Annotated in this window: 18 protein-coding genes; 5 read left to right on the top strand and 13 right to left on the bottom strand. The window is 60.7% G+C overall.

Features of this window, described 5'->3' with window-relative positions; all coding sequences use genetic code 11:
* Window positions 1-35 precede the first annotated feature (35 nt).
* Window positions 36-755 carry a FadR/GntR family transcriptional regulator gene (locus tag ACYQ47_RS13835; RefSeq protein WP_244831081.1) on the bottom strand — a complete coding sequence of 240 codons (720 nt, stop codon included), beginning with the start codon at window positions 753-755 and terminating at the stop codon, window positions 36-38.
* Between the two features lie 878 nt (window positions 756-1,633).
* Window positions 1,634-2,125 (bottom strand): hypothetical protein, encoded by a 492-nt coding sequence (locus tag ACYQ47_RS13830; RefSeq protein ID WP_459905692.1) that lies wholly within the window; start codon window positions 2,123-2,125, stop codon window positions 1,634-1,636.
* Window positions 2,126-2,129: 4 nt separating this feature from the next.
* Between ACYQ47_RS13830 and ACYQ47_RS13825 the strand changes: the two genes are divergently transcribed.
* A complete protein-coding gene (locus ACYQ47_RS13825) occupies window positions 2,130-3,056 on the top strand; it encodes a lipopolysaccharide biosynthesis protein (RefSeq protein ID WP_459905691.1) in 927 nt (308 codons plus the stop codon).
* A 15-nt stretch (window positions 3,057-3,071) separates the two neighbouring features.
* On the opposite strand, the gene ACYQ47_RS13820 is transcribed toward ACYQ47_RS13825, so the two are convergent.
* The 10 genes from ACYQ47_RS13820 to ACYQ47_RS13775 form a co-directional block, all read right to left on the bottom strand.
* On the bottom strand, window positions 3,072-3,836 hold the full coding sequence (locus tag ACYQ47_RS13820) for an SDR family NAD(P)-dependent oxidoreductase (RefSeq protein WP_309964564.1): 765 nt from the start codon (window positions 3,834-3,836) through the stop codon (window positions 3,072-3,074).
* Window positions 3,837-3,853: 17 nt separating this feature from the next.
* Window positions 3,854-4,495 carry an ANTAR domain-containing response regulator gene (locus ACYQ47_RS13815; RefSeq protein WP_244831078.1) on the bottom strand — a complete coding sequence of 214 codons (642 nt, stop codon included), beginning with the start codon at window positions 4,493-4,495 and terminating at the stop codon, window positions 3,854-3,856.
* A gap of 1 nt (window position 4,496) precedes the next feature.
* Window positions 4,497-5,651, bottom strand: coding sequence for a transporter substrate-binding domain-containing protein (locus ACYQ47_RS13810; RefSeq protein ID WP_250527119.1), 1,155 nt, complete (start codon window positions 5,649-5,651; stop codon window positions 4,497-4,499).
* Window positions 5,652-5,725: 74 nt separating this feature from the next.
* Complete coding sequence (locus ACYQ47_RS13805) at window positions 5,726-6,712, bottom strand: acetamidase/formamidase family protein (RefSeq protein ID WP_309964562.1); 987 nt, start codon at window positions 6,710-6,712, stop codon at window positions 5,726-5,728.
* 13 nt (window positions 6,713-6,725) lie between these two features.
* A complete protein-coding gene (locus ACYQ47_RS13800; RefSeq protein WP_244831075.1) occupies window positions 6,726-7,433 on the bottom strand; it encodes an ABC transporter ATP-binding protein in 708 nt (235 codons plus the stop codon).
* On the bottom strand, window positions 7,430-8,140 hold the full coding sequence (locus ACYQ47_RS13795; protein ID WP_250493837.1) for an ABC transporter ATP-binding protein: 711 nt from the start codon (window positions 8,138-8,140) through the stop codon (window positions 7,430-7,432). Before ACYQ47_RS13795 ends, ACYQ47_RS13800 begins: the two co-directional genes overlap by 4 nt.
* A complete protein-coding gene (locus ACYQ47_RS13790) occupies window positions 8,137-9,117 on the bottom strand; it encodes a branched-chain amino acid ABC transporter permease (protein ID WP_250511420.1) in 981 nt (326 codons plus the stop codon). The genes ACYQ47_RS13795 and ACYQ47_RS13790 overlap by 4 nt, the downstream gene beginning before the upstream one ends.
* 66 nt (window positions 9,118-9,183) lie before the next feature.
* Window positions 9,184-10,053: an ABC transporter permease subunit gene (locus tag ACYQ47_RS13785; protein WP_244831073.1), complete on the bottom strand. Its 870-nt coding sequence runs from the start codon at window positions 10,051-10,053 to the stop codon at window positions 9,184-9,186.
* Between the two features lie 62 nt (window positions 10,054-10,115).
* Entirely contained in the window at window positions 10,116-11,348 is a 1,233-nt protein-coding gene (locus ACYQ47_RS13780; protein WP_244831072.1) for an urea ABC transporter substrate-binding protein, read from the bottom strand.
* A gap of 182 nt (window positions 11,349-11,530) precedes the next feature.
* Complete coding sequence (locus ACYQ47_RS13775) at window positions 11,531-13,273, bottom strand: IlvD/Edd family dehydratase (protein ID WP_310391091.1); 1,743 nt, start codon at window positions 13,271-13,273, stop codon at window positions 11,531-11,533.
* 321 nt (window positions 13,274-13,594) lie between these two features.
* Here ACYQ47_RS13775 and ACYQ47_RS13770 point away from each other — a divergent pair, with 321 nt between their 5' ends.
* Genes ACYQ47_RS13770 through ACYQ47_RS13755 form a run of 4 tightly spaced genes read left to right on the top strand, consistent with a single transcriptional unit; the run spans window position 13,595 to window position 17,294 of the window.
* On the top strand, window positions 13,595-14,701 hold the full coding sequence (locus ACYQ47_RS13770; protein ID WP_244831070.1) for a sugar ABC transporter substrate-binding protein: 1,107 nt from the start codon (window positions 13,595-13,597) through the stop codon (window positions 14,699-14,701).
* A complete protein-coding gene (locus ACYQ47_RS13765) occupies window positions 14,701-15,714 on the top strand; it encodes an ABC transporter permease (protein WP_244831930.1) in 1,014 nt (337 codons plus the stop codon). Before ACYQ47_RS13770 ends, ACYQ47_RS13765 begins: the two co-directional genes overlap by 1 nt.
* Window positions 15,711-16,499, top strand: coding sequence for an ATP-binding cassette domain-containing protein (locus tag ACYQ47_RS13760; protein ID WP_244831069.1), 789 nt, complete (start codon window positions 15,711-15,713; stop codon window positions 16,497-16,499). Before ACYQ47_RS13765 ends, ACYQ47_RS13760 begins: the two co-directional genes overlap by 4 nt.
* Window positions 16,500-16,550: 51 nt before the next feature.
* On the top strand, window positions 16,551-17,294 hold the full coding sequence (locus ACYQ47_RS13755; protein WP_244831068.1) for a FadR/GntR family transcriptional regulator: 744 nt from the start codon (window positions 16,551-16,553) through the stop codon (window positions 17,292-17,294).
* On the opposite strand, the gene ACYQ47_RS13750 is transcribed toward ACYQ47_RS13755, so the two are convergent.
* On the bottom strand, window positions 17,291-17,611 hold the full coding sequence (locus tag ACYQ47_RS13750) for a DUF1330 domain-containing protein (RefSeq protein ID WP_459905690.1): 321 nt from the start codon (window positions 17,609-17,611) through the stop codon (window positions 17,291-17,293). The two genes, ACYQ47_RS13755 and ACYQ47_RS13750, sit on opposite strands and share 4 nt — an antisense overlap.
* Window positions 17,612-17,692: the final 81 nt, after the last annotated feature.

Below are 17,692 nucleotides of genomic sequence, written 5' to 3'. Positions count from 1 at the left end.
GTAAGTCCTCGGTTGAATCGTTTCGCGTTGCAGGTTCAAAGCGGTTTGTCGTTGAGCGTGCGCGTCATCGCGGCGCGATCGTCGAAGTCCTTCTCCGCCCGCTCGATGAGCGTAAGCACCGCGCGCTCGGCGGCGGCGGTATCGCCCTGTTCGATTGCGACGCAGAGCGCTTCGTGCATCGGCAACGAACGCGCGGGACCGCCCGCGATCTCCGAGCTCAATTCGAAGCTCGTGCGCAGGATGGCCGACAGCGCGTTCTGCATCTGCTGGATGAACTGGTTATGGCAAGCGGTGAGAATCGCGCCGTGAAAAGCAAGGTCGGCGGGAACGTATTCGCCCTGGCCCGCGACAGCCCGCTCCATTGCCTTGAATGCGCGTCGAATGTCCTTGCGGTCCTGCGCGGTCGCCCGTTTCGCGGCGAGCTTCGCGGCATTCGGTTCAATGATGAGCCGCAACTCCATCAGGTCCTGAATGAGCGCGTCGTCGATTGCGCCTGCGCGTGCGCGCCACGTGATGACGTCGGGATCGAAAAGCTGCCACTGCGCGCGCGGCAGCACGATGGTGCCGTGGCGGCGGCGCACCTGAAGCATGCCCTTCGCCGACAACGACTTCATCGTCTCGCGGATAGTGATGCGGCTCACCTGCATCTGCTCCGCGAGTTCTGTCTCGGCAGGCAGGATGTCGCCGGGCGCGAATTTGCCGGAGCAAATCTGCTCGCCCATCTCGTTGAGCACTTGACTATGCAAAGTCGGCATTTTTATGTCTCTAGATCATACGTATGATTTGGAAGGTAACAATCAAGTGGCCGTCAGAACAATGCGGGTTGTCCCTAGGATGGCGCCAGCGAAGGCCGGGGCGCCAGGATTCGGCGGTTAGTTGCGCAGCGTCGATCAGACGGCGGTATCTCGCTGGACTTGAGTGCCGCATATGCGCCGAACAGAAAGTCGAAAAGGCATCACCTTCACCGATTGAAAAGTGAGCACGCGCATTAAACTTTGTTCCGTGGTGCTGATCAACGCACCGCACGAAAGCGGACCCAGCGAGTGCTGAACACACGGCCTCACCTACCTACCTTGACCGAAGCGCAGCCAAGCAAGGTTCGCTTGAAGCAGTTGCAAACAGAAGTTGTCTGAAACCAACGCGTCATCTTTATCGCAACAAAGCGCAGCACGTTTTCCCGCTGTAGCCGTAATGCAGGCCTGAGCGCAATGGTCAGGAAGTGAGCAATGAGCAAGTGCAACGACGAAACCCCGTTCGGCCGATGGCCCAGCGGGGTTTGGTTTTTTTGGAGTTTGAAACCGGCGTGATGGACTTCGTTGTCATCGTTCCCTGAATGCCTAAAGTTCGCCACTGCCGCGCCGATAACGTACTTGTTGCAGCGATGCTTATAGGACGATCGGTCGTTCTTGCAACATCGGTTCAAGCGACTTTTCAAGCTTTTCTCAAATGCGAGCTTCGAGGCAAACGATTGTCCGACGCTCGCCGCCCAGGGCCGCGCGTCGTTGAAGACGCAGGCTGACGTGATACCGCTTTAGTGGTCCAGCACCGATCTTCGTGTCGGACGGTTTCGTTCGTCCTCGATTTGAGTTTATACGGATGACTAACTTCCGTTGCGTCTGGTCCGTGCGGATGATCACGCCTTCTTTAAGGGATTCTGTATCGTTATGACGAACGCGCCTCTTTTCTCTGCAACCCGTTTTACCGCGCCAAGCGCGATCAAGCTTGCAGCAGCGGTCGCCGCGAGCCTCGTTCTCGCGGCATGTGGCGGCGGCGGTGGCGGAGGCGATGCGAAGGAAGCGTCGAGCACCTCGGCGGCAGGCACTAATTCGTCCGGCTCCGCAGCGACGACTACAACCACGACCACGACCCAAAGCGGCGCTGCATCGGCTTCGGCCGCGACCACCACGACGACGACGGCATCCACGAGCGACACGACGTCGTCCGCGCATACGGTCAGCGGCAGCAACTCGACCAGCAGCAACGACACGACCGTCATCGCGCCCACGGCGCCCGCAGCGCCCGTAACGCCTATAACGCCCGTAACGCCCATTGTCCCGCCCGCTGCAAACAACCCTCCGGCGTCATCAGGCTCCCCTGCTTCCGGCACGATCGTCACGCCCGTCACACCCGTGACCGTGCACTCGATCTTCTATGGCGCGAACGGCCACAACAACGAAGGCGGCGCCTACGACATATCGAGCCCCGCGCTGCAACTCTCGCAGTTGCAGGATCTAGGCGTGAAGATGTATCGCAACGAAGTGTTCAGCGCGTATGGTGCGACCAAGCTCGCCGGCATCGCAACGACGATGGCCGCAGGCGGCGTGACCGTTTACCCCGTCATGCTGATGGACCTAAACTACCGCAGCGAAGCCGATGCCTATAACGCGGCCTTCACGCTCGGTCAGCAGACGGCGGCCGCATATCGCTATCCGTACTATGAAGTCAGCAACGAGCTCGAAGCGCTATGCCTCACCGGAAACGTGGACGGCATCTATCCGCAGCACTACGACAACGCGAAGTTTCAGATTGCACGCGGCGTGATCCGCGGCATGATCGCGGGCGTGAAGTCCGTCGATACGGCGGGCAAGATCGTCATGGGCGGCGGCGCATGGATGCACTACGGCTTCGATCAGATGCTCGCCAACGGCACGCAACCCGACGGCACCACGAATCACCCCATCGTGAGCTGGGACATTACCGCATGGCACTGGTATTCGGATCAGGGCGACATCGTGAACGCTTGCGGCGGCACCGGATGCCACAACGTGCTCGCGGCGCTCGCGCAGTTCAATAAGCCCATCTGGATCAACGAATTCGGTGTGCGCCCGAGCTATGGCACGGACACGCAAACCGCGAACTATCTGGTCGGCAACCTGATGATGGCGGAGTTCGTGCTGCTCGCGAGGCAATACAACATCCAGTCCATCCAGACTTACGAGCTCTATGACGACCCGGTGGGCGGCGAAGGTCCTTACGGTCTGATGCAGAACGACGGCAGGACCATCAAGCCGAAGTACACGGCGTTCAAGAACTTCGTCGCCGCGAACCCGATGTAAGGGCCGCTGTGCCGCTCAAAGCTGCACGCCGCGAGTGAGCGCGCCATCGACGACAAAGTTGGCGCCGCTCACGAAACTCGCCGCCGGACTCGCGATGAACGCAACGGCGTTCGCGATCTCCTGCGGCTTTGCCATACGTCCTGTCGGGTTCAACGCGAGCGCCTTGGCGAAGAGCTCGGGATCGTTATGCTCGATCCAGTCCCACACGCCGCCTTCGAAGTACACATTGCCGGGCGACACCGTGTTCGCGCGAATGCCCTTCGCGGCAAGCTGATTCGCAAGCCCCTGCATGTAGTGAACGAGCGCCGCCTTGAAAACACCATACGGTCCCGCCGCGAAATCGATCTCGCGTCCCGACACGCTGGAAATGGCCACGATAGATGCAGCCGCGCTCTTTTCGAGGTAGGGCATGGCGGAATCGACGAGATGAACTGTGCCGAGCAAGTCGGTCTCGAACTCCTTGCGCCACGATTCGATGTCGTTGCCGATGGCGAGCGCGCTCACATTGGCGACGATGATATCGATACCGCCCCAGTCCTCTCCAACGCTTTGCACCCAGGTCTCGAGCGCCGCGCCGTCGGCGACATCGACGGCTGCGCCCAGCGAACGCGCGCCGCTCAGTTCCGCGAGCGCATCCGCCGTGCTTGCCACGCTTGCCGCATCGCGCGCACAGATGGCGACATCCGCGCCCTCCTTCGCCAACGTCTGTGCAATGGCCAGGCCAATGCCCTTGGTCCCGCCCGTGACGATCGCTTTCAATCCCTTGAGTTGCAAGTCCATGTCCGTGGCTCCTGTGCCTAACTTTCCTCTCCGGGCGCGGCGCAGCGTTTGAGCTGCAGCACTTCGCCCGCTTGAATGACCGAGTGACAGATATCGTCGATAGTCACGCGCTTTTCCATCGCCTGCGCCCTGAGCATGTCGTAAGCCTGACTCTCGCTGATCTGATGCATGAGCATGAGGATGCTCTTCGCCTCGCTCAAATGCCGACTGTCGAGCAGCTTCTGTTCGAGCTTCGCAATACGCTGCGTATGTTGACGCGCGCGTCGTGCGTGATAGAGCGCCATGACGATGGCCGACAACAAGCCTGACGCGCGTATGGGCGTGGTGATGATGCCGTCCGATCCCATCTTGATGGCCTGATCGATAAACGTCGGGTTCTCGTAGCCGATGACGCAGATGAGCGGCGGCGCGTCGGGACCGAGCCATTCGTCCTGCGGCGCGCGTTCGTCGGGCCGCAACGCCCGAAACACGAGATCCACGTGATCGGGCAGCACATCCGTGGGCGGCCATACGCGTTCGACCTCGAAGCCAATGCGTCGCAAATGGCTCGTCAACGTGAGGCCGTCGTCATCGTCCGGATGCACGACGATCACGCGCGGACTGCGCTCCAGAATGGAGCCAGTCAGACTGCGCTGTCCTCTGTCGCCTCGCGTGCTCACGTCAGTAGTCCCGCAAGCTCAGCTTGGTCACCCAATCGCCGAGCGTCTGGTGCGTCATATAAGGATCGGGCGCGACCGCGATCTTCGACTCGCGCAACACGCTGAAGTGACCGTCTTCATTCGCGCGGCCAATACGCGGATACAACGCCATATGATGATTCACCGGGTCGATACGCACGCGTCCCTGCGGCGCCGCATACTCCGCGCCGAGCAGATGCGGCATGATCGTGCCGATCTCGTCCGAGCCCGCGCGCGCGCAGGCTTCGGCGAACATGTGCATCTGATAGTACGCAGCCTCCCAGTTCATGTCGGTGGGTGTATCGGCGCCAAAGCGCGTCTGATGATGACGCACGGCGGCGTGATTCTCCGGCGTATCGATGCTTTGAAAATAAGGCGCGGCCGTGTAGTGTCCTTGTGCGATTCCTCGTTCCATTGCATGAATCTCGGTCTCGGACGTGTTGAGGCTGGCAATGGGCATCACCGCGGGATCGAGGCCGGCGCGCGCATAGGCTTCGTAGAGATACGGCACCGTGGCGCCGATCAGCGTGCAAAAAATCCAGTCGGGCGATTTGCGTTTGATGTCCGCGATGACTTCGGCGAACGGCTCGCGCGATACATCGAGCGGAAGATAACGTTCACCGAGAATCGCGCCTTCCGGATGCTGCAACAGCAATTCCTGCATCGTGCGGTTGCACTCATACGGATAGACATAGCGCGAGCCGACCATATACACACGCGCACCGAACGTCTCCGTCATGAAGTCGGCCAACTGCACGCCATTCTGATTCGGCGATGCCCCGCTATAAATGATGTTGTCCGAATACTCGAAGCCTTCATACTGCTGCGAATAAATGAGCAGACGATTGTGCTTCTCGACCACCGGCAACATGGCCTTGCGGCTCGTGGACGTATAACCGCCGAAGATCACGTTCACGCCGTCTTTCATGATGAGCCGTTCCGCCCGCTCTCTGAATGCCGCCGGGTCGGACGCGGGATCGTAATGAACCGCCACGAGTTCGCGCCCGCCAATGCCACCACACGCGTTGATCTCGGCCATTGCAAGCGCGGCCCCGCGCCATTGCGAACGTTCGAGCAGTGCAGTCGCGCCGCTCGTGGAAGAAAGCAGGCCCACTTTGATGGGATCGGACAAAGCCATAGCGTGACACGCTCACCGGAAATGTACGGACGCGCAACGCGTGAACTCGAGCGTCGCACGCCTTTATTTGAGTGTTATTTCAGGTAGCGCTTCGCGACCATGGCGCCCACCGTGTATTTCGGATCGACGAAGTTGCCGAGCCGAACCTTGCCTACCTGACTCAGCATCATATATGCATCCCACTTGTCGAAACCATATTCGGCGGCCATCCACAACACGAGCTCACGGTACGCAATGCGTGTGGCGTCTTCCAACGGACGCGCACTACCGATACTCATCAGCGCGTCTTCGTTTTCGAGTCGCGGCCAATCGATCTTCCAGCCCTTGATGAGATCGACGCGCACCGTCGTCGTGCTTTGATACTCCACCGCCGTGCCGCACACTTCGCCATCGCCCTGGCAGGCGTGCGCATCGCCGATAAAAAGCCGTCCGCCTGGCGAGCGCACCGGCAAGTAGGTGATGCTGCCTGGCCCCATGTCGGGCACATCCATGTTGCCGCCGTGCGAATCCGGCGTGAGCGAGTTGATGGAGTCGATCTCCGGCGAAAGACTCAAGGTGCCGATATGCGGCTTGTACGGCAACGTATTGCGCTTGCTCCAATAGACGTTCTCTTCGTCGATCTTGATCTTGCGCACGATCTCGGGCAGCGGCTCGTTGAGAAGCGCCGTGTAGTCCGTGCCCGTGAGGCCGCCGAAGTTGGGGATCATGCAGCAGAAGCCGTGCGGGTCGTCACCGCGCGGCGACATCTTTTCGATGTACACGGCCACCACGTCGCCCTTCTCCGCGCCTTCTATCATGACGGGTCCGTTCTGCGGATTGAGAAACGGCACGGTCAGCAGTTCGGATGGCTTGTCGGTCTCTTCCTTGATCTTGCCTTCGAAGGCATCGCGCGTTTCAACCACGATACGGTCGCCCGGTTTCACATGCAGCACCGGTTGCGAATAAGGACCGATGGTGTAGTGGAACGTCTGCTGCAACTCTTCCGTGAGATGGTGCTCAACCGGCTCGCGGCTCGCGCCGACGCCACGTTTCATCATGATCGAATCTTCAAGCCATTTCATGTCCGATGCTCCTTCACAGTGCCAGATACTGGCGAATCAGTTGTTCGTCTCCGAGTTGCGCCGGGCTCAGGGTATCGACTATGCGGCCCTTGTCCATCACGCAGCAGCGCGACGCAATGCGCTCCACCATGCCCATGTCCTGCTCGACCAGCAATACGCCGATACGCGCCTCCCGCGCAATCCGTTGAATGGTGTCGCCAATGAGCGTGACGATCGACGGTTGAATGCCCTCGGACGGCTCATCGAGCAACAACACCTTGGGCGCGCTGATCAACGCGCGCGCAATCGCCAGTTGCTGTTGTTCGCCGCCGCTCATGGTGCCCGCCTTTTGCCGGTAACGCGCCTTGAGAATCGGAAAGTACTCGACGACTTTTGCCTTCATTTCGGCAGCCTGCGCGCGATTGGCCTGTGCACCGACCTGCAGGTTCTCGGCCACGGTCAACATGCCGAATATCTCGCGCCCTTGCGGCACATAACCGATGCCTTGCTGCGCTCGCACGTAAGGCTTCGCATGCCCGAGCTCGACGCCATCGAGCGCAATGCTTCCCGCGCTCAACGGCACGAGTCCGATCAACGCGCGCATCAACGTGGTCTTGCCCACGCCGTTGCGGCCGATCATTGCGAGCACTTCGCCGCGTTCTATGCCGAAGGACACGCTATTCAACACGCGTCCGCCGCCATAGCCGCCTTCCACGCCCGATACCTCGAAGAAGGCGCTCATTGCTTCTTCCCCAGATAAACCTCGGCAACATCGTCGCGCGCGAGGATTTCATCGAGCGGACCATCGGCGAGAAGGCGTCCGCCGTGCAGCACGCTCACGCGCGTTGCGATCTGCTTCACGAAGGTCATGTCGTGTTCGACGACCATCATCGTGAGACCATCGTCGCGTAGTTGCTTGATGAGTTCGCCGGTCGCGTGCGTCTCTTCCACCGACATGCCGGCCACGGGTTCATCGAGAAAGAGTAGCTTCGGGCGCAGCGATACGGCCATCGCTATTTCAAGCCATTGCTTCTTGCCGTGCGAAAGATTGCGCGCCGGTACATGCTCTTCCTGCGCCAGCAAGAAGCGTTGCAAGAGTTCGTCGATGCTCTCGGGCCTGTCATCTTTCGCGCGATGCAGCGACAGTTGCAGATGCTGGCGCACGGTGAGGTCAGGGAACACGCCGGGTATCTGAAACTTGATGCTCATGCCCATGCGTATGCGCTCATGCGGCAACACATGGTTCATGTCGCGGCCGAGAAAATACACGCTGCCGTCCGATGGTTTATGTTCACCGGTAATGAGCTTGAAGAACGTGCTCTTGCCCGCGCCATTGGGACCGATCACGCAACGTATCTCGCCCGCATCGATCTGAAAGTCGATACCGTTGATCACATGCGCGCCGCCGAAGTGCTTCTTGAGCGCGCGCGTTTCGAGTAAGGCCGTCAAGATTTGCTCTCCTTGTGCGCATTGATCGCGCCATGCGAATGCGTCCGGTCGCGTTCGAAGAGTCGTCGCAGCAACTTCGCCGACGATGGCAGCAAGCCTTCGGGCGCCGCGAGCACGACGATCAGCAGGATCGCACCCATCAGAATGAGCGCGTACTGGCTGCCGTACACCGCGAGGTTCTGCGAGAGCCACACGAGGAATGCAGTGCCGATGATCGCGCCGCCGATGCTCTGCCTGCCCGCGGTTGCCACCCAGATGACGGGCATTGCGGCTGCGGTGAGTCCCATCGTCGATGGCGTGATATAGGACCCCCAGATCGTATAGAGCGCACCGGACAGGCCGCCGAGCGTGGAGCCGAATACGAAGATCATCCACTGATGCCGGCGGATATCCACGCCCAGCATTTCCGCGCGCTGCGGGTTCTCGCGGATCGCGACGAGCGTGAGTCCGAAGGTTCCGTCGAGCAGGCGTTTAGTGATCGCATACACGATCAGCAGCAATACCAGCACGAGGTAATAGAAGCTCGCGTTCTCCAGCGTGAGCGTGCCGCCGGGCCACGGAATGGTGAGCTGCGGCATGCCGCCCATGCCGTTGTAGCCGTTGAGCGGCGCCTGTCCGATGGTCCATTGCGGCCCCGCCGTCTGCGCCATGAACGTTTCGAGCACGAGCGTGACCGACAAGGTCACGATGCCGATGAACACACCCTTGATGCGCCCGTAGAAGATCATGTAGCCGATCAACGCGGCCACCACGACGCTCACCAGCAAGCCGACGATCACGCCGAGCCACGACTGATACCAGTAGTCGCCGAAGTTGAGCGTAAAGACGCCATACGTATAGCCTGAAAGCCCGAAGAACGCGGTCTGTCCGAACGAGAGAATGCCGCCGTGGCCCCACATCGCCGCAAGTCCGACGGCGCTGAAAGCCCACACGAGACAGTAGGCGAGATTGCCGCTTGCGGTGGCGTCGATCACCATCGGCAAGCAAAATGCGACGAGCCACGGCAGACACTTCAATGCGATTGATTTGTTCACACGAGGCTCCTAACGCAAGCGGGTGAACAGATTGCCGAGGCCTTGCGGCATCAGCCGGATGACGACGATCACCGTCACCAGCAAGCCGATCTGCCCGAACAACTGACCATACGATGCAGTGAGCGCCGTCTGTATCACCGCGAGCACGGCAGCGGCAGGCGTGGTGCCCGCAATGACGTTGGCGCCGCCGACCACCACCGAGACGAACGCCTGCACGATGAAGTTGCTGCCCATCGTGGGCACGGCGGTCATGGTCGGTGCATAGAGCGCGCCGGTCAGCCCCGCGAGCCCCGCACCGAGCGCAAAGGTCAGCGTGTAGAGCCGGTCCGTGCGCAAGCCGAGACATTGCGCGATGTTCGCGTTCTGTATGGTGGCCCGTGCGCAGACGCCATAGTTGGTCTTGAAGAACAGGAGGTACAACGCGAACAAAATCACGAGCGCGATCACCGGCAAGACGGCGCGATACACCGAGAACGAGTATTCGCCGACATAGAACGATCCGAACGGCGTGCCGATGCCTTCTATCGACGGCCCGGCGACCAGCAGCATGGTCTGTTGCACGATAAGGCTGATGGCCCACGTCGCGACCACCGAATCGAAGAGACGGTCGTAGAGATGACGTATCACCAGACGTTCGATGACGACGCCCGCTATCGCAGCGGCGATCGCGCCGAGCAGCATCGCGAGCGGTAAGGGTACGCCGCGCTTCGCCGCGATGATCGTCACATACGCGCCGCACATGATGAACTCGCCATGCGCAAGATTGATCACCCCCATCATGCCGAAGATCACGGCAAGACCGAGCGCTGCGAGCACGAGATAAGCGAAGCTGTCGCCGAACTGATAAACGAGCGAATAAAGTACGGACACCGTGGCCATGATGCGTCACCCAGGTTGCCGGCGCGTTTCGCTCGTGACGAGCGGCGCGCCGTTTCCTCAACTTACGACTTCTTCGGCAGATTCGTCGGCGTGTACTGACGATGATCCGGCTTGTTCGGCAGATCGCAGCCGACCTTGCCGAGCCAGTAAGGCTGCACGTCGTCCCATACTTTCGGAATGTCGACCGAGTGATCGTCCTTCACATGCACGAGGTAGATCGTGTGGCTCACGTGGTGGCTCTTCGGATCGATACACACCTTGCCCTGCGCGCCTTCCGTGCAAATGCCGCTTTCCAGCGCCTTCTGCACCGCCGCCTGATCAGTGGTCTTGGCCTTTTCAGCCGCCGCCTTGTACAGATAGATGGCGTCGTAAGCGTTGGCCGCTTCCTGGTTGATATACGGCTCGTTCGGGAACTTGGCGTGGAAGCGCTTCTTGAAGTCGTTGCTCGCGGGGGTATCGACTTCCTCGACATAATTCGCCGTCACGTACATGTCCTTGAGCGCGGGCGGTTTGAAGCGCTTGTGCTCGTAGGCCTGGCCCACGTTGACCGAACTCGCCATCGGCAAGTTCAGATGCGCGGACGCTTGCTGCTCGTAATAAGAAGCCTGATTGGCGCCCACCAGCAAGGTCACGACGAAGTCGGGCTTGGCCTTCTGAATGTTCTGAATGGTCTGGCCGAACTGCGAAACAGAAAGCGGAATGAATTCCTCGCCGACCATCGTGCCGCCATTTTCCTTGACGATATTGCGCACCCATTCCGCCGAGATCTGGCCGAAGTTATAGTCGGCCGCGATGGTGTACACCTTCTTGCCGAACTTCTGCATCATCCACGGCAGCAAGGTCGAGAACTGCTGTTCGGGCACGGCGCCCGTGACGAATGTGGTGCTGTCGCAGACGCCGCCTTCGTACTGGTTATCGTAGAAATAAAGTTGCTTGGCGCGGTCCATGATCGGACGAATGGCCTCGCGCGACGCGCTGGAGAACGCGCCGAAAATCACGTCGGGTTTGTCGGTCTGAACGAGCCGCCGGGCAAGCTCCTGGAACTTCGTATTGTCGGACTGCGTGTCATACGCGATCAACGTGATGGGGCGCCCGAGAATGCCGCCCTTTGCGTTGATTTCATCGACGGCGAGTTGCGTCGCGTGGATCTTCGGGATGGTCGCAAGCGCAAAGTTGCCCGAAGCATCTTCGAGCAAGCCGATTTTCACGGGGTCTGCCGCGCTGGCAGCAAGCGACGAGAGACCAAGTCCTGCAAGCAGGGCCAGACGCATCCAGCCAGACGGCTTTGGCAACATTGAGGTTCTCCAGGAAAACAGACAAAAAAAAGCCCCCTGACGAACGCACGGTTCGTCAGGGGGCTTCTGCGCCGGGTCCTCAGGCGGACATCGTTGTCGGGCCGTAAGGAATGGAGTCGATACTAGTGCGCCGAAATTCGCGTTGTCAACGAGAAATCAAAATAGTTCGGTGCGCTTCGTGTCTAGTGCGAGTGACGCGGCACCTCCGCGCCCCGGCAGCCCACGAGAAAGTCGAAGTCACAGCCTTCGTCGGCTTGCAGCACATGATCGACATAGAGCTTGCGATAACCGCTCTGGTCCGCGGGCGTCTCGGTCTTCGCCGCCTTCCATGCTGCGAGCCGAGTGTTGATCTCCGCTTCGTCGATATCGATACGCAGCACGCCTTGCATGGCATCGAGCTCGATCCAGTCGCCGTTGCGCACGATAGCCAGCGGACCGCCCGCGCGCGCTTCCGGCGCAACGTGCAGCACGACGGTGCCATAAGCGGTGCCGCTCATGCGAGCATCGGATACGCGCACCATGTCGGTCACGCCTTGCGCGAGAATCTTGGGCGGCAAACCCATGTTGCCGACTTCAGCCATGCCCGGATAACCCTTCGGTCCACAGTTCTTCATCACGAGCACAGAGTCTTTCGTGACCTCGAGTTCGGGATCGGCAATTCTCTGCTTGTAGTCGTCGAAGTTTTCGAACACGACCGCGCGCCCGCGATGCTTGAGTAACGACGCCGTCGCCGCCGACGGCTTCAGCACCGCGCCATTCGGCGCGAGATTGCCGCGCAGCACGCACAGGCCGCCGTCTTCCACGAGCGGTTTGTCGAGCGGCCGGATGACTTCGTCGTTATAGAGCGGCGCTTCCCTGCAATTCTCCCAGATCGTGTGGCCATTCGCGGTGAGCGCGTTTGGATGCGGCAGCAAATTCGCTTCGCCAAGGCGCCGCAGCACCGCAGGCAAGCCGCCCGCGTAATAGAACTCCTCCATCAGAAAGCGGCCCGATGGCTGAAGGTCGACGAGCGTGGGCGTGCCGCGTCCGACGCGCGTCCAGTCGTCGAGTTGTAAATCGACGCCAATGCGTCCCGCAATCGCCTTCAAGTGAATGGCCGCATTGGTCGAACCGCCAATGGCCGCGTTCGCGCGGATGGCGTTCTCGAATGCTTCACGCGTGAGGAGCTTCGACAGTCGCAAGTCTTCGAGCGCCATGGTGACGATACGCATGCCGGACAAATGCGCGAGCACATAGCGGCGTGCATCGACGGCAGGAATCGCGGCGTTGTGCGGCAAGGTCACGCCGAGCGCTTCGGCCATGCACGCCATGGTCGATGCGGTGCCCATGGTGTTGCAGGTGCCCGCCGAACGCGACATGCCCGCTTCCGCCGACATGAATTCGTGAATCGATATCTTGCCCGCCTTCACTTGCTCGCTCAGTTGCCACACGACCGTGCCCGAGCCGATGTCGCGCCCGTGATGCTTGCCGTTCAACATCGGCCCGCCCGACACGACGATGGCCGGCACGTCGCAACTCGCCGCGCCCATCAGAAGCGCGGGCGTGGTCTTGTCGCAACCGACGAGCAGCACGACCGCATCGACTGGATTGCCGCGAATGGCTTCCTCGACATCCATGCTCGCGAGATTGCGTGTGAACATGGCCGTGGGACGCAGGTTCGATTCGCCATTCGAAAACACCGGAAACTCGACGGGAAAACCGCCCGCCTCGAATACGCCGCGCTTCACGTGCTCGGCGAGCTTGCGGAAGTGCGCATTGCACGGCGTTAGTTCGGACCACGTATTACATATGCCGATGATCGGCTTGCCTTCGAACTCGTGATCGGGAATGCCCTGGTTCTTCATCCAGCTTCGATACATGAAGCCGTTCTTGTCCGCGGTGCCGAACCAGGCGGCCGATCGAAGCTTACGTTTTGGCTCATCCATGTCTTTTACCCACTCTTTGAGAGATGCTGGAAATAGCATGACTATTGCGCTTCATCTTACCGGGAAAACGCTAATCGAAACGTGCGTGAACGCTGCATATAGTTTGGCTAATTCAGCGAGAGGCGATGCTGCAGCGAAGCAAACCGAGTGCTTCGAGCTTCACCACGCCGAACCTGAGAGCGCGATGAATCGAAGAAATAGAACAACGTCGGAGCTGCACGAGCATCCCATCATTTGACGCAAACCCGCACCACTCACTATCTGAACATGATCGACGATCAGTCGACCCATCGACCAACGAGAAAGGGCTAGGAGGAAGACATGGCGCATGATTCAAAAGACGCGGAAGACAACAAGAGCACGATCAACAACGGCCGTCGCGGCCTCATGCAGGGTGCGGGTCTGGGAGCAGCGCTGTCGCTTCTCGGCGCGGCCGGCGGCGCGGGCGGATTGATCTCGTCGGCGCAGGCCGCGGAAACCGCATTTCCGCAGCACAAGAAATGGAAGATCGTGTTCGTCAATCACGTGACCACGAATCCTTTCTTCGTGCCAACGCAATACGGCATTCAGGACGCCTGTTCGCTGCTCGGCATGGATTATCAGTGGACGGGCTCCGCCACTTCGGATGCGGGCGAAATGGTGCGCGCGGTGAATTCCGCCATCGCGGCCAAGGCGGATGCCATCGCCGTTCCTATCGTCGATCCGACCGCCTTCGACAAGCCCATCCAGGCCGCGCTCGATGCGGGCATCGCCGTGTTCGCCTATAACGCCGATGCGCCGCGCGGCAAGACGAGCCCGCGCCTCGCGTACATCGGGCAGGACTTGTATCTCTCTGGCTATCAGATGGGCGAGCGTATTGCGAGTCTCGTCGACAGCGGCCTGGTGGCGCTTTTCATCGCGACGCCGGGACAGTTGAACATCCAGCCGCGCCTCGATGGCGCGAGCGACGCGATCAAGAAGTCCGGCAAGAAAATCGACGTTCAGACGGTCGCCACGGGCGCCACGGTCAACGAAGAGCTTTCGAAGATCAAGGCGTTCTATCTCGGCCATCAGGATCTGAAAGGCATGTTCGCGGTCGATGCAGGCAGCACGCAAGGCGTGGCGCAAGTGATGAAGGAGTCCAACCTGCCGTCGAAGGGCGTGCACGGCGGCGGCTTCGATCTGTTGCCCCAGACCGTCCAGCTGATTCACGAAGGCTTCCTCGATTTCACCATCGACCAGCAGCCTTATGTGCAGGGCTTTTATACGGTCGTGGAAGCGTTCACGTTCCTGGCTTCCGGTGGACTCGTCGGGCCTGCCAACATCAACACGGGCCTGAAGTTCGTCACCAAGGGCACGGTCGAGCCGTATCTCAACACGTCGACGCGCTATGAAGGCAAGTCGACCAAGCCGCAGATCGTGCCGATGAACGGCGCGATCAAATCATGATGAACGCGGTCAACGAACCGCAGAAGACACAAGCTCCCGCGCGCGTTCCACGGCCGCGCGGGGCCTTGTTGTCGAACTGGGCGGCGGAGTTGCGCATCCTGCTCGTGGCCGTGCTGTTGTGCGCGTACTTTCAGGTCATCAATCACGACTTCCTGTTGAGCAACGCGAGTCTCGTCAACCTCTCGCAGTTCATCGCGCCGGTGGCGATCATCGCGTTCGGCGAAGTGATGCTGATGATCGGCGGCGACATCGATCTGTCGGCGGGCATGGTGTTCGCCTTCGCGCCTTTCATGATGGTGTTCGCCAACGACGCGGGCGCGCCCATGTGGCTCGCGGTGATCGCGGGACTCGTCGCGGCGGCGATCATCGGCTTCGTGAATGGCGCGGTGACGGTATGGCTGCGCCTGCCTTCATTCGTCACCACGCTCGGCACGCTGTTTCTCATCAACGGCATCACCTTGACGCTTTCACGCGGCACGCCGGTGGCCACGCCGGGCGAACCGGGCTTCGCTGCCGTGATGGGCGGATGGGGCTATAGCGAGATCATCTGGACGGTGGCGATAGGCTTCGTCATGCACGTGCTGTTACGTCATACGCGATGGGGACTGCATACGCAGGCGGCCGGCGCGAACGCCATTGGCGCGAGCGAGGCCGGAATTCAGGTGAACCGCCTGCGGCTCGGAAACTTCGTTCTCGCCGCAGTGCTCGCGGGCTTCACGGGTATTCTCGAGGGCTACCGCATTACGTCCATCGACCCGCAAGCAGGCGGCAACCAGATCATGTTTCTGGCCGTCGCGGCGGCCGTGATCGGCGGCACCCCACTGACCGGCGGCTCGGGCACCATCGTGGGCGGGCTCATCGGCGCGGCCGTGCTGGGCATTCTGAACGATGGCTTTACGCTCATCGGCATCAACGCGTTCACGTTCAACATCATTCTGGGCGCCGCCATTCTCGCCGCGATGATCTTCAACATCCATATCGGCCGCGTTCGCCGCAAGGGAGGCCGGGTATGAGCGATGTTTTGCAAACCGCCCCGGCGAGCTATGCGCTGCGTGGCGACAACCTCGTCAAGCGCTTCGGCGCGGTGACGGCGCTCGATGGCGTGTCGTTCTCGCTCGGCTCCGGCGAAATTCTTGGCGTGCTGGGCGACAACGGCGCGGGCAAGTCCACGCTCGTCAAGATACTCACGGGCTACCATCAGCAGACCGATGGCAAGCTCGAGATACACGGTGAAGAAACCTTGCTGCGCTCGGTCGATCATGCGCGTTCGCTCGGTATCGAATGTGTGTATCAGGATCTCGCGCTCGCGAATTCGCTGAGCATCTATCACAACATGTTCCTGAATCGCGAGATCGTGAAGCCGGGCCCGTTTCGTCTGCTCGATCACAAGCAGATGCGCGAGCGCGCCGCGCAATGTCTCGACGATATCGGCGTGCATGTGCCTTCCGTCGATCTGCCTGTGGAGCGTCTTTCGGGCGGCCAACGTCAGGCTATCGCGGTGGCGCGCGCCGTCAATTCGAACGCGAAGATTCTGTTGCTCGACGAACCGCTCGCCGCCATGGGCGCACGCGAGGCTGCGCTCATCATCGATCTCGTCTTGCGTCTGAAGGAGAAAGGCGGCCTGTCGATCATCATGATCATGCACAACTACGCGCAGACGCTCGATATCGCCGATCGCATCATCCTGATGCAACGCGGACGCGTGACGTATGAGCAGCGCAGCGCGAATACGTCGGTGGCGGAGCTGATGGAAATCGTGCGGCGGGAATATCGCGCGATGCGTGCGACCACCGCGTAGCGGACGCAACGGGCGCAACGGGCGCGACTTCAGGACATCGGCCGGATCGATATGGACTACCGGAACCCGGCGAAACGCAAGAGCATGCACGGACGGATCGTGCAGGAACTCGGCATGCAGATCGTGAGCGGCGTGTTCGCGCCGGGACAACGTCTGCCTGCCGAGCCCGCGCTCTGCGAAACCTATGGCGTGAGCCGTCCCGTGCTGCGTGAGGCCACGCGCGTGCTGGTGGCGAAGGGACTCGTCGTCTCCAAGCCGCGCGTGGGCAGCGTGGTGCGTGCGCGCGACGAATGGCACATGCTCGATCCCGATGTGCTCGTCTGGACCGTCGGCAATCTCCGTGAAGGCGAGTTCTTTCGTTCGCTGATGACGGTGCGGCAGATCATCGAGCCTGCCGCTGCCGCGCTCGCCGCCATCTCTGCAACGAACGAGGATATCGAGCGTATCGGCGCGGCATATAAGAGCATGGAAGCCGCGCAGACCGCCGAAGAGCTGCTCGAACCGGATCTGTATTTTCATCGCGCGATCATGTCCGCGACGCACAACGATATGCTCGCGTATATCGGCAATATGCTGTCGCTCGCGCTGTCGGAATCGATCAAGCTGACGAGCCGGCATCCGAACACGCATGCGCTGTCGCTGCCGCGGCACAAAGCCATTCTCACGGCAATAGCGCATCGCGATGCGCTCGCCGCGCGTCAGGCGAGCCTCGTGCAACTCAACCACGCGCGCGCCGATGCAACGTCCATTCTGGGCGGCGCAGCCCTGGAGCCCGAGCGGCCGCTGTCGGGTTAAGTCAGGATGTCGGTCGCTTTGTGATCCCTATCCACGCCATCGATGAAGAACACCGCGCTGCTCGCGTGCTTCGTGCGTAGCGGCAGGATGCGTTGATAAGCGTCGGATTCGTACCAGGCGCGCACTTGCGCGAGATCGGGAAAGGCGATCACGATGAGATCGCCCTTCCACGCTCCCTCGCGCATTTCCGGGCGTTCACCGTGAATGATGAAGTGACCGTCGAAAGGCGCGAGCGTCGCATCGATCGCTTCCAGGTATTGAACGATATCCGCGCACATCTCGACTTCGTGCAGTTGGCCCACGGCGTATGCGGTCATTCGAATGTCTCCCGTTTGATGAGGTGAAGACATCTTCGCGTGCGCCGTGCCGTGCGTCGATTACCTGAGAGGTAAGGCGTG

This window comes from Caballeronia sp. HLA56, from assembly GCF_054655155.1.
The sequence above is the reverse complement of the archived record's forward strand: the minus strand, read 5'-3'. Positions and strand labels throughout refer to the sequence as shown.

What these genes read in the sequence shown, in the direction of transcription:
- ACYQ47_RS13750 (WP_459905690.1), bottom strand. Translation starts at nt 17,611, where the DNA reads ATGACCGCATACGCCGTGGGCCAACTGCACGAAGTCGAGATGTGCGCG.
- ACYQ47_RS13760 (WP_244831069.1), top strand. Translation starts at nt 15,711, where the DNA reads ATGAGCGATGTTTTGCAAACCGCCCCGGCGAGCTATGCGCTGCGTGGC.
- ACYQ47_RS13775 (WP_310391091.1), bottom strand. Translation starts at nt 13,273, where the DNA reads ATGGATGAGCCAAAACGTAAGCTTCGATCGGCCGCCTGGTTCGGCACC.
- ACYQ47_RS13755 (WP_244831068.1), top strand. Translation starts at nt 16,551, where the DNA reads ATGGACTACCGGAACCCGGCGAAACGCAAGAGCATGCACGGACGGATC.
- ACYQ47_RS13800 (WP_244831075.1), bottom strand. Translation starts at nt 7,433, where the DNA reads ATGAGCGCCTTCTTCGAGGTATCGGGCGTGGAAGGCGGCTATGGCGGC.
- ACYQ47_RS13805 (WP_309964562.1), bottom strand. Translation starts at nt 6,712, where the DNA reads ATGAAATGGCTTGAAGATTCGATCATGATGAAACGTGGCGTCGGCGCG.
- ACYQ47_RS13790 (WP_250511420.1), bottom strand. Translation starts at nt 9,117, where the DNA reads ATGGTGATCGACGCCACCGCAAGCGGCAATCTCGCCTACTGTCTCGTG.
- ACYQ47_RS13835 (WP_244831081.1), bottom strand. Translation starts at nt 755, where the DNA reads ATGCCGACTTTGCATAGTCAAGTGCTCAACGAGATGGGCGAGCAGATT.
- ACYQ47_RS13820 (WP_309964564.1), bottom strand. Translation starts at nt 3,836, where the DNA reads ATGGACTTGCAACTCAAGGGATTGAAAGCGATCGTCACGGGCGGGACC.
- ACYQ47_RS13785 (WP_244831073.1), bottom strand. Translation starts at nt 10,053, where the DNA reads ATGGCCACGGTGTCCGTACTTTATTCGCTCGTTTATCAGTTCGGCGAC.
- ACYQ47_RS13770 (WP_244831070.1), top strand. Translation starts at nt 13,595, where the DNA reads ATGGCGCATGATTCAAAAGACGCGGAAGACAACAAGAGCACGATCAAC.
- ACYQ47_RS13765 (WP_244831930.1), top strand. Translation starts at nt 14,701, where the DNA reads ATGAACGCGGTCAACGAACCGCAGAAGACACAAGCTCCCGCGCGCGTT.
- ACYQ47_RS13810 (WP_250527119.1), bottom strand. Translation starts at nt 5,651, where the DNA reads ATGGCTTTGTCCGATCCCATCAAAGTGGGCCTGCTTTCTTCCACGAGC.
- ACYQ47_RS13780 (WP_244831072.1), bottom strand. Translation starts at nt 11,348, where the DNA reads ATGTTGCCAAAGCCGTCTGGCTGGATGCGTCTGGCCCTGCTTGCAGGA.